Genomic DNA, 14716 nt, shown 5'->3' with positions numbered 1-14716 from the left:
AAAAACTTACAATTAAAAAGTTTGAGTTAACAATAGATGTATTAAAAATAAAAAAACCGTGAAAATTAATCACGGCTTTCTTCGTTTACAGCGAATTTAAGGCCACTGCATTTCACCTTTTACCACTTTAGCACCTAATTCCAGACTGCTTGATTCGCTTAAAGTTGGATATTCTTTTTGCATCATTTGAATTAAATCAGTCGATGTTTTCGTAACTTTTGCTGCTTTCTCATATTGCTTCAAATAATCGATAGAAAAGTTAACTGCATCCAATCCTTCTGCTGCACTCGCTTTCATATGTGCAGGAACGACTACATTCGGTTTTAATGATTTGATACTTTCTAATGCCTGTACCACTTCGTTACGATCTTTTGTTGTAGGAGTATCCGCCATCCATAAATGAATCCCAGAAGAGACTGGAATACCGCCTACAACTGCTTTAGCACTTGGAATCCACAAATAAGTCAGCTCATTTTTTCCCTTAATCTCGATATTTTCATTTTCAAATTTTAAGGTCTTAGCCGTATACGCTTGCGGCACAATAATTTGACTCGGTGCATTGGCTACCATTTTGGGTCCCCAATAAGCAACTTTTAAAGCCTGAGTATCTTGAATATGTTTTACCGTTTCAGGAGTTGCAATGATTTGCACATTTGGGAAATATTGTTTAAATACATCTAAGCCAAAATAGAAGTCAGGATCACCGTAACTGACAAAAATTGTTTTTAAAGTTTTACCACTGTCTAAAATATCTGCCGCAATACGTAAAGCTTCCGATTTAGAAAATTGCGCATTGACCAGTAAGACTTCTTTGTCACCTTCGATTAATGTTGAAGTCACGCCAAAATGTTCAGGCTTTGCTAGGAAGTTCTGAATTTTTAAATCCTGTGCAAAGCTTGTTGATGTTGCCGCTAATGCAGTAAGTGCAAATGTGAATGATTTGATATTCATTAATATGTCTCCTATCTGATAAGAAACACTTTAAGTTGCAATTATTGCCAAATAAACGCCCTAAATTAAGATAAAATATTGCATAAATTGCAACAATAAGAATTCTATATGGATACTTTAAAAGCCATTCAAGTTTTTGTATGTATTGCTCAACAAGGCAATTTGAGTAAAGCAGCAGAACATTTAGACTATTCGAAAGCGATGGTGTCACGCTATCTTGAACACTTGGAACAAACCTTTTCTACTCGTCTATTTCAGCGTAATACACGTAAAGTTTCTCTTACCCCTGCGGGTGAAAAAGCCTTGGTCTATTGTGAGAATATTTTACAGCAGCAACAGTTGCTTGAAGGTTTGGCTGCACCTGAACAGCATAGTGGTACGATCCGTTTTACTTGTGGTTTATTTTTGTTTCAACTTGGGGTAAATGAATGCATTAAGCAATTTAAAAAATTATATCCACACATTCATTTTGATGTGTATTTAACTGAAAATACGGTTGATTTGATGGATGCTCAGTTTGATCTTGCACTCAGAATTACACAAAAAGTTGCTGATGGTTTAATTGCTCGTCCTGTTTGTGATATTGAATCTATCTTTTGTGCGCATCCACATTATTTACAAGATCACACTCCCCTTTCACACCCAAGCCAACTGATTCAGCATGAATGTATAGCCCACCATACGCATAATCAGTATTGGACTTTGTTTGATACAGATCAACAACCTCAGAATTATCCATTAAATGTTACGTTTAAAAGTAATGATGTGATTGCGCTCTATCAAATGTGTCTCAAAGCAGAAGGCATTGCCATGTTACCAACGCTATTGGTGCGTCAGGATATAGCACAACATCGTTTGCAACAGGTATTTACAGATTTTTCTGCACCTGACCTAACCTTGTCGTTAGTCTATGCATCAAGGCAACATTTACCGAAAATCACACAAGAATTTATTGCTTTTGTCATCGAAAACTTAAATTTTTACTTAAATCAGCAAAATTAAAAGATTTAAATCAACCTGAACGCTTGAATTTTGTCGTGTTGCCCATACTTCATCCCTATCTATGAATGAACAAGATGTGGCAGTTCGGGTTTAACCCTATGAGCATTCACGCCAAAAGGACTGTACATGTTTAAGAACTTTTTTCAACGGAGATCATCAATGGCTAATGAGCAAAATGAGCAAGCTCAAGACATTCAAAATGAGCAACAAACTGAACAAACTCAAGCTGAAGGTGTAGAGCAAGCAAACGAGCTTAGCGTTGAAGATTTACAAGCGCAAATCACCAAACTCGAAGAAAGCTTGAAACTTGAAAAAGCCCGTACCGCAAATGCCGTGTACGAAGCACAAAAGAGTGTTGAACGTATCCAGCGTGAATCGGAAAAACACAAAGATACCGTTCTTGAGAAATTTGCTAAAGAGTTGTTGGATTCAGTCGACAATCTTGAACGTGCGATTCAAGCCGCTGGTGATGAACAAACACCTGTACTCGAAGGCGTGAAATTGACCCTAAAATCCCTTTTGACCACACTGGAAAAATTTGGCGTGGTTGAGGCGAATACCCAAAATGGCTTCAATGCTGACTTACACCAAGCGGTAGGTATCGATCCAAATGCCAAGGCCAATGAGATTGGTACGGTGTTGCAGAAAGGCTATACCCTGAATGGACGTTTACTTCGTCCTGCGATGGTGATGGTGGGTCAATAATGCGTGTGAGCAAGCGTTTTTTGCTCAAAAATGGAGGAATTTGAGAGTTTTTTGATTTTTTTTCATAAAAATGCTTGAAAAAAACCGATTGACTCTCATATCGAATAACAAGCAAAACATTGCAACAAAATTTTAGAGGAACACACCAAATGGCGAAAATTATTGGTATTGACTTAGGTACTACCAACTCATGTGTTGCTGTACTTGAAGGCGATAAAGTAAAAGTAATCGAAAACGCTGAAGGCGCACGTACAACTCCATCGATCATCGCTTATAAAGATGGCGAGATCTTAGTGGGTCAAAGTGCTAAGCGTCAGGCTGTAACCAACCCGAAAAATACATTATTCGCGATTAAGCGTTTAATCGGTCGTCGTTATGAAGACCAAGCGGTACAAAAAGATATCGGTCTTGTACCTTATAAAATCATCAAAGCAGACAATGGTGATGCTTGGGTTGAAGTTAACGATAAAAAATTGGCACCACAACAAGTGTCGGCTGAAATCTTGAAAAAGATGAAGAAAACTGCAGAAGACTATTTAGGTGAAACCGTTACTGAAGCGGTAATTACCGTTCCTGCTTACTTTAACGATGCGCAACGTCAAGCAACTAAAGATGCGGGTAAAATTGCAGGTCTTGATGTTAAACGTATCATTAACGAACCAACGGCTGCGGCGCTTGCGTTCGGTATGGATAAGAAAGAAGGCGACCGTAAAGTTGCAGTTTACGACTTAGGTGGTGGTACATTCGACGTATCAATCATTGAAATCGCAGACCTTGATGGCGACCAGCAAATCGAAGTGTTATCAACAAATGGTGATACTTTCCTTGGTGGTGAAGACTTTGATAACGCGTTAATTGAATTCTTGGTTGAAGAATTTAAGAAAGAACAAAGTGTGAACTTGAAAAATGATCCACTGGCGTTACAACGTTTGAAAGAAGCTGCCGAAAAAGCAAAAATCGAGCTTTCTTCATCAAATGCAACTGAAATCAACCTTCCATACATCACTGCTGATGCAACTGGTCCTAAACACTTGGTGATCAATGTAACGCGTGCAAAACTTGAAGGTTTAGTTGCTGATTTAGTTGCTCGTACAATCGAGCCTTGCAAAATCGCGCTTAAAGATGCTGGTCTTTCGACTTCAGACATCTCTGACGTAATTTTAGTTGGTGGTCAGTCTCGTATGCCACTTGTACAACAAAAAGTACAAGAATTCTTTGGTAAAGAGCCACGTAAAGACGTGAACCCTGATGAAGCTGTTGCAATCGGTGCTGCGATTCAAGGTGCTGTATTGTCTGGTGACAAAACTGACGTTCTTTTATTAGACGTAACACCATTAACTTTAGGTATCGAAACAATGGGCGGTGTATTAACACCAATCATTGAGAAGAACACTACGATTCCTGCGAAGAAATCACAAGTGTTCTCTACTGCTGCTGACAACCAGCCTGCTGTAGATATTTCGGTTTACCAAGGTGAACGTAAAATGGCTCAACAAAACAAATTGTTGGGTAACTTCCAATTAGGCGATATCCCACCTGCTCCACGTGGCGTACCGCAAATTGAAGTATCGTTCGACATCAACGCTGACGGTATCTTAAAAGTATCGGCTAAAGATAAGAGCACTGGTAAAGAGCAATCAATCCAGATTAAAGCGAACTCAGGTTTGTCTGATGCTGAAATCGAAGCAATGATTAAAGATGCTGAAGCGAATGCTGAAGAAGACCGCAAATTTGAAGAGTTAGCGAAAGCTCGTAACGAAGCAGATGCTTTAGTATCTAGCTCAAACAAAGCAGTTAAAGATCTAGGTGACAAAGTGACTGAAGATGAAAAAACTGCAATCGCTACTGCGGTTTCTGAGCTTGAAGCAGCAACTAAAGAAAATGATGTTGAAGACATCAAAGCGAAAACTGAAGCTTTACAAAACATCTTGATGCCAATCACTCAACGTGCTTATGAACAAGCACAAGGTGCTGGCGGCGCAGAAGGTTTTGATCCAAATGCATTCCAAGGTGGTGATGCGGGTCAACAACAAAAAGCAGACGATGGCGTTGTAGATGCTGAGTTCACAGAAGTTAAAGATGACAAAAAATAATTTGTCTCTTTAAAAAAGACCGCGCGAAAGCGCGGTTTTTTTTATTTTAAGATTCATTATTTTGATCGAAATATAGTTCACCCGAAATCGGCATAAATAATGGTTCGACTCCAGAAGCTTTTATTTCTTCTAAAAATTCAGGGATATTCACACCAGGTAATAATTTTGATGGTTGATCAATAGGCGTGAGCATCGTATCCCAATGACATGGAATAATGTATTTAGGTTTCAGCAAGCGCACGACATCTTTGACATAGTTCGGGCGATATTTGCGTCCAATCGCACATAAACAGACTATATCTGCTTGCCTACCTTGTAATTCTTGTTCAATAAAATCAGCTGAATCAATGTGTACAACGCGAAGATGCCCCGTATTAATCCACCAATTAAACACTTGACCATGCCGTAGGTGATGAAATTTCGGTGGATAAGGTGGCGGTGTAGTCATATCCCCTGGTAATGGCACCCGACCAAACAATGCTTTGCCATGAATCGACGGCAGCCCAACAACTTGCCATTGCCCACATTCAATAATTTCCCGACCTTTGGTTTCCAGCATTTGTGCTTCAGACAAACCTGCCGATCTCCCATACATCAAAGTAGCCTTCGAACCAATTAGGCGTGCACCTGTTTGTTTACATACCTCTGGTGCGTCCAAGATATGATCGTAATGCGCATGTCCAATTAACACGTCATCGGCATTTGGAATATATTTTTTGACTAAAGTTGGGTCACTGAGCAAAGGTTGCGTGAATGTTTGCCAAAAATTCGGACGACTAATAAAAGGATCCAAAACTATAGTTCGATGTTGATCTGAAAGGATAAATCCTGCTGTTCCCAAGTATTGAATCTTTAAATTTTGGAAACTACTTTTTGCTGGTGAACTCGCATTCCACTGGTGATCAGGTACTTTTAATAAATAGTTGCGCATCTGCATTCCTTGATTATTTTTATCATTCCAAGTATTGCGTTATTAAAGCAAAAGCCTAAACACAATGATATATTTTCTTAATCCACTCTTTTACAGTAGTGCTACTTTATGTATGAAGATAATATGCTTCTACAACATTGATGCAATGTAAGCTTAGACAAGAATATTCAAAAAATGCCTCGCCTTCTGATTGTTATATTTATACTGATTGCTGTATTTTGGCTAAATTATCAAAGTCGGGAACATCCACAACTCAAATTTAATGCGCTTTCAGATCGAGTGCTTCATCCTTTTGATACCCGCCTACGTTATCGTATCGGCGATGTTGACCCACGTTTTAAACTCAGCATCGAACAAGTACGACAAATTAGCGAACAAGCAGCGACGATTTGGAACGATGGAACAGGTCAGCAATATATTGTTTATGATCCAAATGCTCAGCTTACAATTCACTTGATCTATGATGAGCGTCAATTTGAGAGTGAACAACAACGCGCTCATCTCAATCAACTCAAAATGAATCAACAAGAATGGATCAATAAAAAACAAGAATTAGATCAAATGGAACAGCAATTAGCCTTCAATAAACAAAGCCTAGATCGAAAAAAACAAGAATTAAATCAACAAATTGAAAACTATAACCATCAAGTATTGTTGGCTAAACAAAATGCTACTGATCATGATCGCCAATATTTCCAACAGCAACAATACGAATTACAACAACTTGTACAAAAACTCAGGCTTGAGATTGATAACTTTAATCAAAACATCGTCGAACTGAATAGAAAAATTGACAGCTTAAATTCGCTAGATCAACAACTTGATAGTTCTGTAAAATTATATCGACAGCGCTTTCAGCCACGCCTTTTTCACAAAGGGTTATTTAACGGAAAACAGATTTTGATATATGAATTCCAATCTGAAAATGACCTACGGCTCACCCTTGCTCATGAATTTGGACACGCGCTGGGGCTCTCCCATCATAATGATCCACAAGCATTGATGTATCCATTAATGCAAGATCAAGACCTCAATAATTTCCGTTTAAAACCTGCTGATTTGGAGTTACTTCAAAGCGTGCAATAGAGAAAGTTATAGAAGGTGAAGTACATCTCATTAAAAAATTAAATTACAAAAAATAACAATTTGATTTTTAACTAAAAAGAAGCTTAAGCTATGCACTTTCGGTCAATTGATCAATTTTAAAGCATTGATTAATCTAATGTTATGAATAAAAAAACAACAATATAGACTCCATCTTTCTTTTATTACGTTGTGCTATGAATCGCATTATTTTTTTTATTTTAAGGAAAAAAATCACACTTTTTCATATTAATTATTAGGGTCTGTTGACATTTACTGTTCATAATTAAACCTATAAAGGTAGCCATAAAAATATACAGGCTAAGGCAACAGCACTTTGATAATTTCTTTTGAGCTTGTCATATCGAGTAGCTATCCCTCTAAATTGTTTTAATCTACAAAACATATTTTCAACTAAATGCCTGATTTTATATAAATACCAGTCCATATGATCATTGTTCGATTGGCTATTTATTTTCTTTGGTATATTCGCTTTTGTTCCTGTTTTTCTGATCTGCTCACGCAGTGGTTCTGAATCATATCCTTTATCTGCGCATACCACTTCTGTCTCTTTTAAATCTAATGTTGCTATTAAATCAGGTGCAACTTTGATGTCATGTGTAGTGCCATCGGTAATCATGAAATCAATAGGATTGCCATGTGAATCAACAATCAAATGTATTTTTGAGGAGTTTCCTCCTACACTTTTAGAAATGGATTGATTCGCTATACCGGCAGAATGTTGATGAGCACGTACGTGAGAGCCATCAATAAAAATCCACTCCATATCGGGGCATGATGCTAATAATTTGAATAATCTAAGCAACTTACCGCTGCTTGACCAACGATTAAAACGTTTGAAAATAGAGTTTGATTGACCGAAATAGGAAGGAATATCTCGCCACGGACAGCCTGTTCTAATTCTATAGAGAATAGCTTCAATAAAATTACGTAAATTTGAGTTGTGATGAATAGATAAATTACGCAAAATAGTTTTCAACTTTTGCCAGTGTTGATCTGTCAGCATGGTACGAGGCATAGCGAATAGTAAAATTGGGTTTGGCGATTTGATTTTACTACTTCGCTATTTTTTAAGCTAAAAGTGTCAACACACCCTAATTAGATAGCGTTTTGACGACATCAAAATTTTGCTCAAAAATGAATTTTATTTGGGGGGATGTTGCTCATGCGTTATCAAGCTTTGTCCATTATTGTTGCGTGTTTGAGTCTAAATATTAGCAGTTTAAGCCATGCTCAAAATAATCCGCACAATACAACTTCGCATCAGCATCAAGTTGCTGACATGCCCCTACGCTATCGTATCGCTCCAATAGATCCTCGTTTTAATTTGAGTAGTAAACAAGTCCTAGAACTGACTCAGCAGGCTGCAAAAATTTGGGAAGAAGAAACGGGTAAAAAGCATTTCATTTATGATCCAAATGCTGAATTTACAATCAATCTAGTTTACGATGACCGTCAACAACACACCTCAAATCGCTTACAAGGTCTCAATCAACTTAAGCAACAACAGCAGCAATGGGAAATCGACTCTCTACAAATACAACAAGTTAAAGATGAGATACAACGTGCAACCGCCTCAATTGCAAGCAAACAAAGCCAACTCACTGCACAATTCCAACAATACAATGCAGATGTACAACGCTTCAATCAAATGCGATCTTCCTCTAAAGAATGGGCAGATCAACTAGCACAACGTCAAAAACAACTACAGCAACAATCTGCTGAATTGAAACAAGCAATCCAACAACACAGTCAAAAAACTCAACAACTAAATCAACAAATCAAAGGGTTAAACCAAAACAATCAACAATTGGCACTTTCAGCACATCAGTTTAACCAAACGTTCCAACCACGCCTTTTCCACAAAGGTCAATTTAATGGAAAACAAATCTCTGTATATGAGTTCTCTTCCAAAGATGACTTACGTATGACTCTTGCGCATGAGTTCGGTCATGCCTTAGGTTTAGATCATACTGATGATCCAACGTCATTAATGTATCCTGTCATTCAAAAACAAAATATGGAACGATTTGCACTAGCACATGCAGATCAACAAGAGTTGGTTCGTGCCGTCAATTAATTATATTAAGAACTTGATTTGCACCGATCAACTTAACCATTTGGTATATTTATTAAACAAACAAACTTTTTTATTAGATGAATAGGAAATCAAATATTAAGATTAATTTCACATAATATTCAAAGTTTATTATTAAATCTAACATGCTGTAATTATTTTTATTATTCAAATTTTGTACATAAAAAGCACAAAAAATGGCAATTTTAAAGCCAATTCCCTATTTTATTTAGAACTCCATTATTAAGAAAAAACAGTAAAAATGGTTTTTTAAGAAATTTGACTGATCATTTTAACTGAATAAAATACGTCCTTTTTCCAGTTTATCTCCTGTATATGCATCCGTTGTCTTGGCTGTTGTTTATCATTATTTCAGCATTTACCTCAATCCATACTCATGCTCACCCTGTGTCTCAACATCTGAATGAGGCGGAAGATGATGATTCGCCTCTACACTATCGTATTGCAGACCTTGATCCTCGCTTAAACATTAGTAAGCAAAAAATGATTGAAATTAGTCAAGAAGCCGCCGCTATTTGGGAACAAGGTACGGGAAAACGCTATTTTGTTTATGATCCCAAAGCAACATTTACTGTAAATTTGGTCTTTGATCAGCGTCAAGTTCGTAGTATGAAACGAACTGAAAATCTCAAAAATTTAGAACAGGAAAAGCAGCTCTGGTTAGATGAGAATCAAAAACTGCTAAAACTGAAGCAAGACTCTCAACAATTACACACCCAATTAGAATTACAAAAAATTAAATATCAGGCCCAACTCAATGCTTATGCAAGCGCTCAGAAAAAATATCTCAATAAATCAAATACAAAAAATTTAAACTTACTTCAAGAGCGCACAAAACTACTCAATCAGCAAAGAGACGCCCTAAAAATCCTGATCAATGATCATGATCGTAACCATCAACAAATTCAGGTTAAAACAGATGAATTAAAACAACTTCATGAACAGCTAACTCAGTCCGTTGATCGATTTAATCAAAACTTTGCACCTCAACTCGTTCATAAAGGGCAATTTAAAGGAAAACAGATCTTTATTTATGAGTTTTCTTCGATTGATGATTTACGCTTAACCCTAGCCCACGAATTTGGACATGCTTTGGGATTGAAACACACACATAATCCTAAATCATTGATGTATCCACGAATTAAGGAGCAAGATCCCAAAAACTTCCAACTAACAGCAACTGATCTCGCACTGTTAAATCATACAAATTAATGATGATCCCTCTATAAAATCACATGAAATCTACATTTCTATTCAGGTAACAAGAATAGGTCGATTCTTGGGATTTATTCGTGTTATTGTGTTGATAAAACATCATCTTAGTCTTAACGGAGATCAACATGAGTTATTATCATATCCTCATTGAAGTGAACGACCACATCAGTACGATTGAACAAACTCGTGATATTGAGATCTTGAATATTCAAGATATTAGCCCTTATCTCCACTCGATTTTGATTCCATATTTCAATGAACAAATCGTTGAACTTGAAGATGAAAATGTGACTTATGATGAGATTCTTCATCTAGAAGTAAAACAAACGCTATTACCTATCGAACATCTGATCGAAGAAGAACAAAAACAATTACCAAGCGATACAGATGTAACTATTACTGCTTATGAAATCTTTAATGATCGAGATTTGAGCCAAGATGTGACTGCGGTTATTTTTGATATCTTAGAAGCGGTCAAATTAGACGTTGAACCATAAGAAAAAGGTCTACTTAAAGTAGACCTTTTTATTTCTAAATTATTGATAAATCATTTATTGCATCATTTGTTTTGCTTGTTCTTGACGGAAAGCTTGTAATATCTGCTGCCCTGCGCGTCCAGTTGGATTTAAACCGAGTCGTGTTTGTTCTTGTCGAATAGCTTGACGACTCTTATCACCTATTAGTCCATCTACTGCACCAATATCATAGCCACGCTGTAGTAAAAATTGTTGAATTTCGCGGCGTTCCGCACGTGAAGTACCCGCATCATCCGTCGGCCATGAAGTTAAAAATGGCGTACCTCCACGTAATCGGTCAGATAAATGAGCAATCGCTAATCCATAACTTTCCGCAGCGTTATAACTATAAATCGCATCAAAATTTTTGAAGACCAAAAATACTGGACCATTTGAACCTGCTGGTGCCATTAAACCCGCCAATGTACTGCCAGAGAGATTTCCTTGAATCAAAGCGGTACCATCAGCACGTATAAGACCTTGTGCAATCCAGTGATTAAGTGATTTTTTATTACGACGACTTTCACCTGAAATCGACATTCCATCAGGAATTTTGACTTCAAATCCCCATGGCATTCCTGTTTGCCAACCTGCTCTTTTCAAGAAATTTGCTGTAGATGCTAACGCATCGGTTGTACTAGAAACCAAATCACGGCGACCATCTCCATCAAAATCTACAGCTAAGCTTTCATAGGTTGATGGCATAAATTGCGTATGTCCAAATGCTCCAGCCCATGAACCATAAAGTTGGTCTTGAGTTAAATCTCCACGCTGTAAAATACGCATTGTTGCAAAAAACTCACCGCGGAAATAACCTTGGCGACGTCCTTCACAACTCAAAGTGCCTAAAGCCTGTAATAAAGGATATTTACCTGAAATGTCACCATAGTTACTCTCAACTCCCCAAACAGCAACGACTGTCTCTGCTGGAACACCATAGGCTTGTTCTACTCGGCGTAGTACGTCTTGATGCTGTGTAAGTTTCTGTTGACCTGCTTGCACACGCTCGTTATCAACCAAACCTGATAAATAATCCCAAATCGGCGTCGAAAATTCAGGTTGATAATTTAATTTATCAATCACTGAATAATCTGGCGTTAGATTTTGCGTATAACGATCATAGGTCGAAGCAGAAACACCAGATGCGATGGCTTGAGAACGTAAATTTGCCAAACATCCCTGAAAATTTGAACTTGGAGAATAAACGTTGCTAGTTGGCGTTACAGTGGTAGCTGAAATGGTAGCACCATTAATCACCAGTTCCGCATGAGCTTGATTGAATAAAGTGAATAAGGCAGTGCCTAGAAAAAAACGCAAAGAATGTTTCATGTCTTAACCAGAATTTTTAAATTTAAATTTCATATTCAAGATAGCATGCAGCAACAGCATGTATCGTTTGGAATCGTAACTTTGAATTCATTTCTTGTCTTTTAAATTTAAATGAATATTTTAAATTCATAAAACTTGCGATTTTTAAATTTAAAAACTTTGACCTATCTTTTTTAAATTCAAATCAGCACATCTTTTTGAATTCAAAACACAATCCAAGTCATACAACTTGTTTTGAATTCAAAAAAACCACTCAATTTAAATTTATTTCCTTAGCAATCATCCTAAAACTATCAAGAAGATGAATTAAGCCAATTTTCTCTTTAAAATCAGCTTATAGTCATTGATACACACCACTAAAATTTAAATTCAAAACAACTTAAATCATCAAGTTTAAATTTAAATCTCACCCCATACTTTTGAATTTAAAAGTAACCTAACAACCAAAACTCAGTTTTAAATTCAAATTAAGGACACCTTGTTTAAATTCAAAACACCAGCAAGAGTTATCCACAACCAAATTCATTATACATTTTTAAATTCAAAAACATTAAGCCAATAAAAAAGCGATCCGAGGATCGCTTTTCGTTGCATTGTGGATAACTTAGATATTCATATCAGTCGTCAAAGCTAAAGGCACAGGTAAAATTTGAGCCAATTGACGGCATAAATCTGTTAATTCATCAGAATTATTCGGCATCAAAGTGATATGTCCTAACTTACGACCAGCACGCTCAGACTTATTATAAAGATGTAAATGAGCACCTTTCAGCGCTAAAACGTCCTCAGATTTAGGATGTTGCCCGATGATATTTACCATCACAGTTGGACGAACAACATCTGTTGCACCAAGTGGTAAGCCTGCAACTGCACGAATATGATTCTCAAATTGCGAACAAATCGCACCTTCAATCGACCAATGTCCTGAGTTGTGTACACGACATGCCATTTCATTGGCATAAAGCCCTTGCTCAGTTACGAATAACTCAAGCGTAAGCACACCCACATAATTCAAATGGTTCAATAAACGGGTAATGTAATCTTGTGCAACAGGCTGTAGATCTGTGCTGTTTGGCGCAGGAACAATCGAGTGTGACAAGATACCATTGTGATGATGATTTTCTGCTAATGCCCACGTTTTGACATCGCCATCTTGTCCACGTACTGCAATAATCGATACTTCTCGACTGAATTTCACAAAACTTTCAGCGATTAGACTTTTTGCAGGCCCAAGTTCAGCCCAAGCTGTATCAATTTGATCTTCTGAACGCAATACGAACTGACCTTTACCATCGTAGCCACCTGTTACGGTTTTTAATACGATCGGTAAGCCTAATTCAGCAACAGCTTGCTTTAAACTTTCCAAGCTATCCACTGCGCGATATGGTGCAACAGGAATAGCTAACTCATCAAACAAGCCTTTTTCAGCTAGACGGTTCTGAGCCGTCGCTAAAGCAAGACGAGGAGGGTGTAATGTTTTGGTCTGAGTCAAAACATCCACATCAGCTACGGGCGTATTTTCAAACTCAAGGCTAAATACTTCAGCACTTGCGATGAAAGCTTGAAGTGCTTGTGGATCTTTACTTGAAAATACAGGACCTAAAATCGCCGCAGGGCAATCTGTTTCTGCTTCGAAAAAGCTACATTGAATATTGAGTGGTAAAGCGGCTTGCGCCATCATGCGTCCAAGCTGTCCGCCACCAAAAATACCGATGGTTTTATTCATGATCAACCTCGTTATACTTGACCAGGAATGTTATTACTCGATACTTTTTCAGTTTGTGCCGTACGGAAATCTGCAACATTTTTAGCAATTTCAGGGCGAGTCAAACCTAGAATTTGAGCTGCCATGATAGCTGCATTGGTCGCACCAGCTTGGCCAATTGCCAATGTGCCTACCGCGATACCTGCAGGCATCTGCACAATCGATAACAACGAATCAACGCCATTCAAAATCGAAGATTTTACTGGCACGCCAAGCACTGGCAAATCAGTTTTTGCTGCGCACATTCCTGGTAAATGTGCAGCACCACCAGCACCCGCGATAATCACTTGGATACCACGATCACGTGCTGTTTCAGCATATTCAAATAAACGATCTGGTGTGCGGTGCGCAGAAACCACTTCAGCTTCAAAAGGCACACCCAACTGTTTGAGCATGTTTGCGGTATGTTCAAGTGTTGCCCAATCCGATTGAGAACCCATGATAATCCCGACTAAAGGTTGGTTATCTGTTGCGACCGCATTCATTGGCTTTTCCAAAACAAGATAAAAAGAGGAGAGTGTCTCGACTTGCGCCAAGCACAAAGGAATAAATTGGGGGATATTATAGCGTTTTTTTCAGGCATCCCCAACTACAGAAACGATTAAGCATCGCATAGAAAAACTAGCTCTGATTACGAAAAACAAAGTAGACGCACCCAAGCAAACACAACATTGCCCAGACATAATCTAATTTAAATGGCTGTTTAAATAAAAAAATCATGAACGGAACAAAGACCAATAGTGTCACGACTTCTTGGGTAATTTTCATTTCCCCCAAGCTCCAGCCATATTGATTTAATAATTTCGTTGCGGGGATCATAAAACTGTATTCGAGTAGAGCGATACACCAGCTAAATAGAATCGCTTGCCAAAGCGGAGCATCGTGTAAGATTTTGAGATGTCCATACCATGCCAAGGTCATAAAACAGTTTGAAATAATCAATAAACACAGTGCTAAAAGCGTCGGGCTCAATTGTATTTACTCTAAAAATTTTGTAATAATTTTATA

At 37.7% G+C, this 14716-nt stretch carries 14 protein-coding genes; 7 read left to right on the top strand and 7 right to left on the bottom strand.

The window, feature by feature from the left end; genetic code table 11:
• Positions 1-96: 96 nt before the first annotated feature.
• Entirely contained in the window at positions 97-951 is an 855-nt protein-coding gene (locus tag R2H34_RS00185; protein ID WP_004914454.1) for an MBL fold metallo-hydrolase, read from the bottom strand.
• A gap of 108 nt (positions 952-1059) precedes the next feature.
• On the opposite strand from R2H34_RS00185, the gene R2H34_RS00180 reads away from it, so the two are divergent.
• The 3 genes from R2H34_RS00180 (at position 1060) to dnaK (ending at position 4751) form a co-directional block, all read left to right on the top strand.
• Positions 1060-1953 (top strand): LysR family transcriptional regulator, encoded by an 894-nt coding sequence (locus R2H34_RS00180; protein WP_004914457.1) that lies wholly within the window; start codon positions 1060-1062, stop codon positions 1951-1953.
• A 159-nt stretch (positions 1954-2112) separates the two neighbouring features.
• Entirely contained in the window at positions 2113-2658 is a 546-nt protein-coding gene (gene grpE / locus R2H34_RS00175; RefSeq protein WP_004914460.1) for a nucleotide exchange factor GrpE, read from the top strand.
• A gap of 149 nt (positions 2659-2807) precedes the next feature.
• A complete protein-coding gene (gene dnaK / locus R2H34_RS00170) occupies positions 2808-4751 on the top strand; it encodes a molecular chaperone DnaK (RefSeq protein WP_004914462.1) in 1944 nt (647 codons plus the stop codon).
• A 46-nt stretch (positions 4752-4797) separates the two neighbouring features.
• Here the strand turns inward: dnaK and R2H34_RS00165 are convergent, their stop codons facing one another.
• The gene (locus R2H34_RS00165; RefSeq protein ID WP_151730975.1) at positions 4798-5682 is read right to left on the bottom strand and encodes an MBL fold metallo-hydrolase; all 885 of its coding nucleotides are present in this window, start codon (positions 5680-5682) and stop codon (positions 4798-4800) included.
• A 174-nt stretch (positions 5683-5856) separates the two neighbouring features.
• On the opposite strand from R2H34_RS00165, the gene R2H34_RS00160 reads away from it, so the two are divergent.
• A complete protein-coding gene (locus tag R2H34_RS00160; protein WP_075695964.1) occupies positions 5857-6768 on the top strand; it encodes a matrixin family metalloprotease in 912 nt (303 codons plus the stop codon).
• 289 nt (positions 6769-7057) lie between these two features.
• Here the strand turns inward: R2H34_RS00160 and R2H34_RS00155 are convergent, their stop codons facing one another.
• Positions 7058-7804 carry an IS5 family transposase gene (locus tag R2H34_RS00155; RefSeq protein WP_004912080.1) on the bottom strand — a complete coding sequence of 249 codons (747 nt, stop codon included), beginning with the start codon at positions 7802-7804 and terminating at the stop codon, positions 7058-7060.
• Between the two features lie 147 nt (positions 7805-7951).
• On the opposite strand from R2H34_RS00155, the gene R2H34_RS00150 reads away from it, so the two are divergent.
• The 3 genes from R2H34_RS00150 to R2H34_RS00140 all read left to right on the top strand — a co-directional run bounded on the left by R2H34_RS00150 (position 7952) and on the right by R2H34_RS00140 (position 10596).
• Positions 7952-8866, top strand: a complete 915-nt coding sequence (locus tag R2H34_RS00150) for a matrixin family metalloprotease (protein ID WP_075695966.1) — start codon at positions 7952-7954, stop codon at positions 8864-8866.
• A 333-nt stretch (positions 8867-9199) separates the two neighbouring features.
• Entirely contained in the window at positions 9200-10096 is an 897-nt protein-coding gene (locus R2H34_RS00145; protein WP_318342361.1) for a matrixin family metalloprotease, read from the top strand.
• A 128-nt stretch (positions 10097-10224) separates the two neighbouring features.
• The gene (locus R2H34_RS00140) at positions 10225-10596 is read left to right on the top strand and encodes a hypothetical protein (RefSeq protein ID WP_004914476.1); all 372 of its coding nucleotides are present in this window, start codon (positions 10225-10227) and stop codon (positions 10594-10596) included.
• Positions 10597-10650: 54 nt separating this feature from the next.
• On the opposite strand, the gene R2H34_RS00135 is transcribed toward R2H34_RS00140, so the two are convergent.
• From R2H34_RS00135 to R2H34_RS00120, 4 genes are all read right to left on the bottom strand, one after another.
• Positions 10651-11943: a lytic murein transglycosylase gene (locus R2H34_RS00135; protein WP_151826089.1), complete on the bottom strand. Its 1293-nt coding sequence runs from the start codon at positions 11941-11943 to the stop codon at positions 10651-10653.
• A gap of 604 nt (positions 11944-12547) precedes the next feature.
• A complete protein-coding gene (locus R2H34_RS00130; protein ID WP_004965262.1) occupies positions 12548-13669 on the bottom strand; it encodes a 5-(carboxyamino)imidazole ribonucleotide synthase in 1122 nt (373 codons plus the stop codon).
• Positions 13670-13680: 11 nt separating this feature from the next.
• The gene (purE, locus tag R2H34_RS00125) at positions 13681-14193 is read right to left on the bottom strand and encodes a 5-(carboxyamino)imidazole ribonucleotide mutase (RefSeq protein WP_004914484.1); all 513 of its coding nucleotides are present in this window, start codon (positions 14191-14193) and stop codon (positions 13681-13683) included.
• A 136-nt stretch (positions 14194-14329) separates the two neighbouring features.
• Complete coding sequence (locus R2H34_RS00120) at positions 14330-14629, bottom strand: DMT family protein (RefSeq protein WP_004914485.1); 300 nt, start codon at positions 14627-14629, stop codon at positions 14330-14332.
• Between the last annotated feature and the right edge of the window lie 87 nt (positions 14630-14716).

Source organism: Acinetobacter sp. 16 (assembly GCF_033439925.1).
Classification (GTDB): Bacteria; Pseudomonadota; Gammaproteobacteria; order Pseudomonadales; family Moraxellaceae; genus Acinetobacter; species Acinetobacter junii.
The sequence above is the reverse complement of the archived record's forward strand: the minus strand, read 5'-3'. Positions and strand labels throughout refer to the sequence as shown.

Bases quoted from the DNA above. Each gene is read 5' to 3' on its own strand.
- R2H34_RS00185 (WP_004914454.1), bottom strand. From the start codon at position 951: ATGAATATCAAATCATTCACATTTGCACTTACTGCATTAGCGGCAACA.
- R2H34_RS00180 (WP_004914457.1), top strand. From the start codon at position 1,060: ATGGATACTTTAAAAGCCATTCAAGTTTTTGTATGTATTGCTCAACAA.
- grpE (WP_004914460.1), top strand. From the start codon at position 2,113: ATGGCTAATGAGCAAAATGAGCAAGCTCAAGACATTCAAAATGAGCAA.
- dnaK (WP_004914462.1), top strand. From the start codon at position 2,808: ATGGCGAAAATTATTGGTATTGACTTAGGTACTACCAACTCATGTGTT.
- R2H34_RS00165 (WP_151730975.1), bottom strand. From the start codon at position 5,682: ATGCGCAACTATTTATTAAAAGTACCTGATCACCAGTGGAATGCGAGT.
- R2H34_RS00160 (WP_075695964.1), top strand. From the start codon at position 5,857: ATGCCTCGCCTTCTGATTGTTATATTTATACTGATTGCTGTATTTTGG.
- R2H34_RS00155 (WP_004912080.1), bottom strand. From the start codon at position 7,804: ATGCCTCGTACCATGCTGACAGATCAACACTGGCAAAAGTTGAAAACT.
- R2H34_RS00150 (WP_075695966.1), top strand. From the start codon at position 7,952: ATGCGTTATCAAGCTTTGTCCATTATTGTTGCGTGTTTGAGTCTAAAT.
- R2H34_RS00145 (WP_318342361.1), top strand. From the start codon at position 9,200: ATGCATCCGTTGTCTTGGCTGTTGTTTATCATTATTTCAGCATTTACC.
- R2H34_RS00140 (WP_004914476.1), top strand. From the start codon at position 10,225: ATGAGTTATTATCATATCCTCATTGAAGTGAACGACCACATCAGTACG.
- R2H34_RS00135 (WP_151826089.1), bottom strand. From the start codon at position 11,943: ATGAAACATTCTTTGCGTTTTTTTCTAGGCACTGCCTTATTCACTTTA.
- R2H34_RS00130 (WP_004965262.1), bottom strand. From the start codon at position 13,669: ATGAATAAAACCATCGGTATTTTTGGTGGCGGACAGCTTGGACGCATG.
- purE (WP_004914484.1), bottom strand. From the start codon at position 14,193: ATGAATGCGGTCGCAACAGATAACCAACCTTTAGTCGGGATTATCATG.
- R2H34_RS00120 (WP_004914485.1), bottom strand. From the start codon at position 14,629: ATGACCTTGGCATGGTATGGACATCTCAAAATCTTACACGATGCTCCG.